Origin of the sequence: Pediococcus damnosus (assembly GCF_001437255.1) — a bacterium.
In the GTDB taxonomy this organism is placed as follows: domain Bacteria; phylum Bacillota; class Bacilli; order Lactobacillales; family Lactobacillaceae; genus Pediococcus; species Pediococcus damnosus.
Map to the genome: position 1 here is coordinate 1 of NZ_JQBD01000084.1, position 8,282 is coordinate 8,282.

5 protein-coding genes and 2 pseudogenes are annotated in these 8,282 nt (G+C 43.1%); 6 read left to right on the forward strand and 1 reads right to left on the reverse strand.

Going from position 1 to position 8,282, the window contains the following annotated elements:
- Nucleotides 1-28: 28 nt before the first annotated feature.
- Nucleotides 29-328 (forward strand): annotated as a pseudogene (locus IV84_RS10770) (glutamine amidotransferase-related protein); the annotation flags it as partial.
- A gap of 196 nt (nt 329-524) precedes the next feature.
- A complete protein-coding gene (locus IV84_RS08720) occupies nt 525-1,076 on the forward strand; it encodes a TetR/AcrR family transcriptional regulator (RefSeq protein WP_054712707.1) in 552 nt (183 codons plus the stop codon).
- Between the two features lie 130 nt (nt 1,077-1,206).
- Here IV84_RS08720 and IV84_RS08725 read toward each other — a convergent pair whose 3' ends face one another.
- Nucleotides 1,207-3,849: an efflux RND transporter permease subunit gene (locus IV84_RS08725; protein ID WP_056986441.1), complete on the reverse strand. Its 2,643-nt coding sequence runs from the start codon at nt 3,847-3,849 to the stop codon at nt 1,207-1,209.
- A gap of 199 nt (nt 3,850-4,048) precedes the next feature.
- Here IV84_RS08725 and IV84_RS08730 point away from each other — a divergent pair.
- From IV84_RS08730 to IV84_RS08745, 4 genes and pseudogenes are all read left to right on the forward strand, one after another.
- Nucleotides 4,049-4,951, forward strand: a pseudogene (locus IV84_RS08730) (UDP-N-acetylglucosamine 1-carboxyvinyltransferase); the annotation flags it as partial.
- Nucleotides 4,952-5,197: 246 nt separating this feature from the next.
- A complete protein-coding gene (locus tag IV84_RS08735) occupies nt 5,198-5,764 on the forward strand; it encodes a hypothetical protein (RefSeq protein WP_054712710.1) in 567 nt (188 codons plus the stop codon).
- 555 nt (nt 5,765-6,319) lie between these two features.
- On the forward strand, nt 6,320-6,673 hold the full coding sequence (locus IV84_RS11090) for a plasmid mobilization protein (RefSeq protein ID WP_020923869.1): 354 nt from the start codon (nt 6,320-6,322) through the stop codon (nt 6,671-6,673).
- Entirely contained in the window at nt 6,655-7,824 is a 1,170-nt protein-coding gene (locus IV84_RS08745; protein WP_056986443.1) for a relaxase/mobilization nuclease domain-containing protein, read from the forward strand. Before IV84_RS11090 ends, IV84_RS08745 begins: the two co-directional genes overlap by 19 nt.
- Nucleotides 7,825-8,282 lie beyond the last annotated feature (458 nt).

Sequence of the window (8,282 nt, forward strand, 5' to 3'; positions counted from 1 at the left end):
TATTACTTAAGAGATTTTAGACAGCTTCTTAAAGCCGGGAACGGTTGCTGCCAAGGCTTATGATAATGCCGATATCATCTCAGAACGTCACCGTCACCGTTATGAATTTAATAACGCCTACCGGGACGCAATGGAGAAAAATGGGATGGTCATTTCTGGGACTTCACCTGACAATCACTTGGTTGAAGTTGTGGAAATTCCAAAGAACCGGTTCTTCGTTGGTTCACAGTACCATCCAGAGTTTATTTCCCGTCCCAACCGTCCAGAAGGTCTCTTCAAGGACTTCGTTGCTGCGGCAAATGACCAGTATCTCGAAAAAAATAACTAAACCGTCTGTAAATGACGATGCACTTTTAGGGTGAATCTGATTGACGGTTAACAATTCAAGTGAAGCTCTGATCTCGTGGTGGGTCGGGGCTTTTTTGTTGGCAGCAACTTGTGAAAGTTGTCATTGGTTTCTTTAAGAATAGTTGGTTATGATGTATGCTTAATTTTATAATCTAAATTTTGAAAGGACTTTGACTATGGCCGACACTCAATCTCAACAGCGCACCAAGCGAGATATTTTGCAGGCAATGATGACGCTTCTTAGAAAAAAGAAATTTGATGATATTACGATCGGAGAAATCTGTGATGAAGCGATGATCCACCGCAGCACGTTCTACCGATATTTCCAAGATAAGGTTGATCTGGCAAATACAATTATCTATAACCTGTCTGAAGAATTGCTGGGGACGGACTTCAGGGAAAACGTTGTTTTAACCCAGGTTACCCATTTTATTTCCGACAACATTGATTTAATTCGCCATCTGATTCCTGAAAGCCAAAGCAAGTTCTATGATGAATTTCGGAACATTTTGGAGAATTTGTTTAATGAACGGGCCAACAATCCAGCCTATCAAAACGATCCTGTCGTAACATTGATTAAGCAATCGTCTTCACAACCGCTGATGATCAGTTTTTTGGCGAATACAATAATGGGCTTTTTAGAAGAGCAGCTTCTCAAGTCGAATATTGATTGGCCGCAGTTGGAGTTGTTTCTCATTTCGATCATCAATAAACTAAATGCCCAGTAATTAAGGCGGCTGATTGATGGCGCAAAGATGCCAAGAAACAGCGCAAAACACAAAAATGGCTTCCACAAATGAATCAATTTCATTTATGGAAGCCATTTTTTAGTTAGAAAAGGGTATTTCAATGGGTCAATTAATCATCACGTTCAGTAGCTTGCTCGGATGAGGATTGAGTGGCTGCCGGCTTTCTTTTTCTCAGCAGATAAATGACTGCCGGCAAAATCGTCAATGCACAGATGAGTGAATAACCTGTGTCCAGCACAGTAATCAGCCCAAATGACTTCAGAACTGGGAAGCTGGAGAACATAATGGCCGAAAAACCGCCCATGACCGTGAAACCGGAAACTGTAATTGCCTGACCGACAGATGTGGTTGCTGAAACAATCGCGTCCCGGGTACTAATTCCCCGTTGTAATTCCTCCCGGTATCGTTCCAGAATTAAGATGGTAAATTCGGTTCCAATTCCAAGAACCAGCGAACTGAGGGCAATTGTGACTGGGTTATAGGAAATTCCCAACAGTTTTAAGGTTAATGGGGAAAGACCTAATACCAACAAAATTGGAATCACTGGGTACAGTGCAAGTCGCCAGTCACGATAGATAAGGAATAAGACAATGAAAATGATCGAAAGACCGGCAATAATAATCAGATCATGATTAGCGGACATATTATTAATGCCCAATAGCATCATGACTTGAGCTCCTGCAGGAGAAATTTTTAAGCCATGATGGATTCCTTTAATATCATGATTAATCCGATTCATCAACTTAAGTTGTTCTTTTGAGGACAGACCGTTTCTAATTTTGAATTGGATAGTTGCGTCGTGATGGTTGCTGCTAATCAAAGTTTGTTTTAAAGACGTTGGCAAATTGTCAACACCCACAGTTAACTGCTTTTGAGAAGTGTTCAATGAGCCGTTCGTCTGTTGATAGGCGGTCGATAAGCTGGTGACATCGGTGACGTCATGGTATTTATGGTCCACTTTTTGACCAACTTGATCGATTGTCTTCAAATTGTCCTGATCCCTGATATCTTGACCATTGCCCTCCACTAAATAGGTGAGGTAGGTTGTCGACCCAATTTTGCTCTGAAGATATTTGGTATTCTTCAGGGCCGTCATATTTTGGGGAATCATTTTGGTGAAGTCGGTTTCAATATTAATGGATTTTTCAAATGAAAAACCTAGTCCAGCCAACACCACGCCAATTGTCAGCAGAATGCCTGCATGATGGGTTACCCATTCAGCATAGTGACTTAGGAACAGTGATAAACGCGACGGCTGAGATAGCTTCTTGGGTGCCAACTTGGCTGTTGAAGCGTGTTTATCCAAGAGTGAGAGGCTTGAAAACATCAGTCCAAACTCAACGACGTAGCTGCAGGCGACACCAATGGCCAATGTGAGGCCAAACTTCTGCATCATTGGGGCCTTTGAGAGATACATCGTCAAAAAGCTGAAGACCATGACGATTAAAGATACGCCAACTGCCGGTCCCATGCTCGAAATGGCAACTGAAATGGCCTCCTTAGAATTTTGTCGTTTCCTGACTTCTTCTTCATATCGGTTTTGAAATTGAACACCAAAGTCAGTCCCCAAACCAATGATAATCGGCAACGTTGCCATGGTTGCCAAGGTCAACGGAATGTGAAGCCAACCCATCAAACCAAATGTCCATACGAGGCAGGCCAGGACAAATATGAGTGGCAACAAACGCTTTCGTACCGAAAATATCAATAGGAGGATGATCACCATTAAGACTACTGCGAATGCCAGCATGGTTGCCATACTGGTAATGACTTTACTGCGGACCTGACCAAGAACTGCAGGTTGGCCGCCCAAGCGGGTCTTAATGCTTGAGGAAAAGTTGGTTTGCTTAATTGCCTGATTGGCGTCGTGATTAATCTGAACCGCGGTGTTCATATCCGACGATTCCTTATTGGTATTGATAATGATTAATAGATGCTTGCCGTCCTTAGGTAATAATTGCTTCATCGCACTGGGAACATGGCCGTTATCGCTGAGAAAAATATCCCGCAGCAGTTTGGTTGACATGTCTTGAACTTTCGGCAGCATCGGGATGACCGTGTCTGCCAATTGTGATTGCTGCTGATGGTTAAGCAGCGACATGGTGTAGGACTGTACTGCAGCTTGCTGTTTGGTGGTCAATTGCTTTTGAAGCATTGCTTGCTGCTGTTGCTTGGAACCCTGTGCCTGGGCGCCAGCTGCTGCCATCAGCTTCTTTTGGGCGGGCGTGAGTTGTTTCAGTAAATATGTTTGAACCTGATTTTGTTGCGTACTTGTTAACGAGTGTTGCATTTTCGACTGAATGCTTTGTTTTTGCTTGGAACTCAGTTCAGCCATCAGATCTTGTTGAAGCTTTTTGCTATTGAAGTTGAACTGAGCACTGGAGTTTCCGGTCCCGGCATGGGATAGCTGATCATTTAAACTACTGACGATGTCGGTCGTATTTCTGACGTTATCAACTTGGCTGACTTTACTGTCAAATTTGGCCACCTGCTGCATTGTCTTGTGGGATAATAATGTCGACTGGTTACCGTCGAGCAACAGATAAAGGGAGTCACCACCAAACTTTTTCTGATAGGTTTGGGAATCCTGATAGGTTTTTGAACTGGAACTAACGAAGACGTCGTTGCCCATTTTCATTTGAATCTTTGGCAATCCAAATGCAAAACCGATGGTCATGATCAAGATGACCGTGATCCAAAGTTTGTGGTGCCGATGAATATTTTCGCCAATTGTCGTAAATAGTCGTTTCATTTCTAACCGCTCCTTTTTTCTGTATGCCTGAATAGTATAAGGACTTTCAGGAATAGTTAAAGAAGTAGATCTGGCCATTTGTTGAGTGATGAAACAAAGTGATTGAATTGTTGGATTTTAAAAGCGCTTTCGAGTTCTCTGGTTGTCGATTACTGCAAACAGGTGCTCATTTTGTCTTGTAATAATTCGCTGAAAACGGCTGTCCGGAGAGATATCGATCGGCGGTGCTAAAAACAGCACGGTTGCGCTTATCCCTGCTGCCATATTAGCGGATACCCCCGTTAGGTTCGACTCGGTCCCAGACATTTTAGATGTTCACAACTTAATGTTAATTTTAAAACCGATGAACGTTTCGTCTGAGTTCAAAGGCGATGTCCTAACAATTGATCCGACCAATATTGTCGAGGCACCACTGCCAAGCAAGGCGATTAAAAGCTTGCGGGCCTCCTACTACTTTATGGGCGCTCTGTTAGGTCGTTTTCAGCGTGCTACCGTTAGTTTTCCCGGTGGCGATAATATCGGGCCGCGGCCAATTGACCAGCATATCAAGGCATTTAAGGCTTTGGGAGCTGAAGTCAGCGAACACGATGGAACAGTGACCATTAAGACCGGCCCGGACGGCCTGCATGGTGCCCAGATTTTCTTAGACATCGTTTCTGTGGGTGCCACTATCAATACAATTCTGGCGTCTGTCAAGGCGCCTGGAACCACCGTTATTGGCAACGCGGCTAAGGAACCTGAAATTATTGACATTGCGACATTCTTGAACAACATGGGTGCCAATATTCGTGGTGCCGGGACCGATGTCATTCGAATTGAAGGCGTGCCAACCCTTCAGGCTCGTAATACTCATACAATTATTCCTGATCGAATCGAAGCCGGCACTTATCTGTCACTCGCTGCAGCTGTGGGGGATGGAATTTTAATCACCAACATCATCCCCGAACATTTGGAAGCCTTTGTTGCCAAATTAGAAGAGATGGGCTGCGACTTAACGGTTTATGAGGATAGCATTTATGTCGGACCTTCACATGACCTGAAGCCAATTCGAATCAAGGTGATGCCTTATCCCGGGTTTGCTACTGATCTTCAGCAGCCACTTAGAGTTATTTCAAGCACGCCGTGGTCGTGAGGTAGTTCAAGTGGAAATTCACAATAATTTAATTCGAAACAAACGGTATTAATTCAGGGGGAAAATGATGAATATAATAAAAGGAGGGATACCGCCCTAGCCTGCACAGCTCACGGTATCCCTAACATTTAGCAAAACAACCAGCCAATTAGAAAGGAAGTTTCACTATGAAGAATAGTATCACAAAAGTAAATATGTATAAGCGAGGATTATTTAATGGGAACATTTACCTTGATAGCTGCAATAATAGCTGCTGTTGCTTCGGTTTGGAGCACCTTTACGCAGAGAAAGATAGCAAAAGAACAAATTAATGCAGAAGTTAAATCTAAAGCTAGAATAGAGTGGATACAAAAGGTACGGATAGAAGCAGCAAATTTTACTACTCAATGTACTTTGTTCGAAGAATACTCTCCTAAAATAAAAGTTGGGGACCCTATTATTAAAAAAGTTGATACTACAGAACATGAAGCTACAATTACTGCAGTTCAAGGACCAGATACTGTCGTTCATTCAAATTATGAAGACGTCATTTCTGACAAAGATTTAGAAGAGGTACGTAGAAATGTTATTCAAAGCGGAAATAGGTTAATTCTTTATTTCGGGCCTGATATAAGTGGAGATAATGATAAAGTCATAACCTACGTAAATAACATTATGGATATAGTTAAGGTACGAAAATATAATTGGAAAATTAAAGATGTACAAAGTAATTCTAAAAAGTTAAGAGAATTTTTGCGAAAATATTTAAAAAATGAATGGAATAAGGCTAAATTAGGAAAATAATTACAATAAGCAATATTCTTACGCAATGTTTTCGAGAACTCAGTCACCACTTAATAAACCTTCGTAAGTATTAATATAATAAGCACATTGTGCTTATTTTTTTGCGCTCAAGTTCTCTTAACTTGCCCTGTTCGGGCAGAACTCTCCATGAAATGGTCTGCTGGAAGAGCTCCTGCTGAAAGCATGCGTCAAGTGCAAAAATTGTCTTGATGAAATCATGCTTATTATGCAAAATAATTCGGCAGACAGTCCCCGTCGGGTAGACGCCATTTGCGGAATAAATCAGCAAATGGCATACGCAACGATTGGTAAAAAGTGGCTAGCATATAGCTAGTCATTTTGCCATGAGTTTGCGTAGCTAGGGGGTCAAGGGGCGAGCGCTAGCGTCCCCTTTGCAAGCACCGCAGCTGCCACAAACGTAGTCTTGTGGCTAGCATGCGGGTTGCTTGCCAATCCTCTGTTATTCGATTATCATTAGGAGGTCATCAGCCGTCGGCTGATCCGACTTTTGATATCTCGAATAACTTTGCCCGCAGGGCAACGGAGGTGGGACTTGTGAACGAACCACAAAATCTGGCTAGCACAAAAAAGACGACTCAGGTTCATCGTCAGGCTAGCAAACAAATTAATTTTCGGGTGAGTGAACCGGACTATTTAAAGCTGGCGCGTTCCGCGCAAACTTTAAATCTGTCCGTGCCGGCTTTTGTCAAAAAGAAGGCCCAGGGGGCGCGCTTAGTTGCCCCTAAGATTGCTGCCCAAGATGCCCAGAACATCACTCATCAGTTAGCTAAAATTGGCGGTAATCTTAATCAATTGGCCCATCATGCTAATCAAGGTGGTCAAATCGATCCCCAAGCATTAAAGGATTTACAAAACGAGGTGCAACGCGTATGGCAACAACTCACATAAAACGTTCCACCAGTGCATCTAGGTTAGTCAATTACGCTGAAAAACGAGCCATCAAAAAAGATGGCCTCAATTTAGATATTCAGTACGCTAAAAGCGAATTTAAACAAGTGCGGGCCGTCTATGGCAATCCTGGTAAAACCCAAGCGTATGCCAGCCGGATTGCCTTTAGCCCGTTGGAATTTAATCCGCAAGATCCCCATGACCAAGCCACTGTCTTAGCCGTCGCTAAAGAAGTTTATGCCAAAGCCTATCCCAATCAACAGGTGGCCCTTTATGAACATGCCGATACCGATTCGTTGCACGTCCATGCCGTCATTGGCGCGATTAACCTCGAAACCGGTCAAAAGATGCACGGTAATTGGCATCAATACCGCGATCACTTAGTCCAAGTCACTGATCAAGTTTGTCAGGAACAAGGCTTAATGGTCACCCAACCTGATCCCAACCGTCATGAGAAACGTTCAATGGCCGAAATTAAATTACGTGCTAAGCATCAGCCCGCTTGGAAAGATCAGATCCGTCAAGCGGTGGATCACACCATGCATAACCCCTTTATTCGCGATTTTCAGGCCTTCCAAGCTGATTTAAAGCAACAGGCAGTCAAAGTATGGGAGCGTGGCAAGAATCTCACCTATCAGCTTTTAGGCACCAATTACAAGTCTCGGGGAACCAAACTCGGGATTGATTATGAAAAGGAGACGATTTTTAATGAGTTGGCAAGCCGACAAACCCAATCAAGAACCAACCAGCAACCAGAACGAACCGTTAACCCAACAATTGACCCAGCTCAATCAGACCATAGCCGAACTCCGGAATTACCAGGGCACTCAGATTCAACTGCAAGCCACAGCCAAAACGTCCCTCGATCAACAACTTCATCAGATCGAACAGACCGCCCAACAAGTCAACCAACAGTTTCAGACGACCTTAAACAACTTAGACAGCAGCAACGCCAGCTCGCAGGCCCAATTAAAACAGACCTTACAAAGCGCCTACGCAGCATTCCAAAAGCAGACCAACCTGATCAGTCAGGAAAATCTGACCGCGCTCAAACAAATTCAAACCGAACAAGCCAAAAACAACCAGTGCCTCAGCCAACTCAGCGACCAAGTGAACCAGACCATTCAAGAGACGATGGCCCAAGTCGCTGATCAAATGGATCAGCAGTTACAAACCACGAAAAAGCGGTTCTCGTGGTATGAAATTAAGAATTATCTGCTGGCTGTGATCCCGACTGGTATTCTGACAGGCCTTATTTTCTGGTTATTGACCAAGTATTTCGGTTAGTTCAAGTTAAGCTTTCAGGTTTCCGCGTCCTCAATTGCTGACAATTTTATTCCAGGGTTAAACCAAATTGGCGTTTTATTGACATGAATTTAGGATTTTGAAACCAATTAGCGTATTTTTCACTTATTATTGGCTATATTTATCGTTTCTAAGCCATTTTAAATCAGCTCTGGTGTAAATATATATAAACAGTCTCAAAACCGCTAAAAACGAAAAATAAGGCCCTTAAAAACGAACATAGCCGCTAAATTCTTGTTAAGATTCAGAAAAACTAACTGTTTGCTGTCAATGGTAGCGTGGGAGCATAAGGAATTGACAGCTC

Coding starts and splice junctions, on each gene's coding strand:
- IV84_RS08725 (WP_056986441.1), bottom strand. CDS start 3,849: ATGAAACGACTATTTACGACAATTGGCGAAAATATTCATCGGCACCAC.
- IV84_RS08745 (WP_056986443.1), top strand. CDS start 6,655: ATGGCAACAACTCACATAAAACGTTCCACCAGTGCATCTAGGTTAGTC.
- IV84_RS08720 (WP_054712707.1), top strand. CDS start 525: ATGGCCGACACTCAATCTCAACAGCGCACCAAGCGAGATATTTTGCAG.
- IV84_RS08735 (WP_054712710.1), top strand. CDS start 5,198: ATGGGAACATTTACCTTGATAGCTGCAATAATAGCTGCTGTTGCTTCG.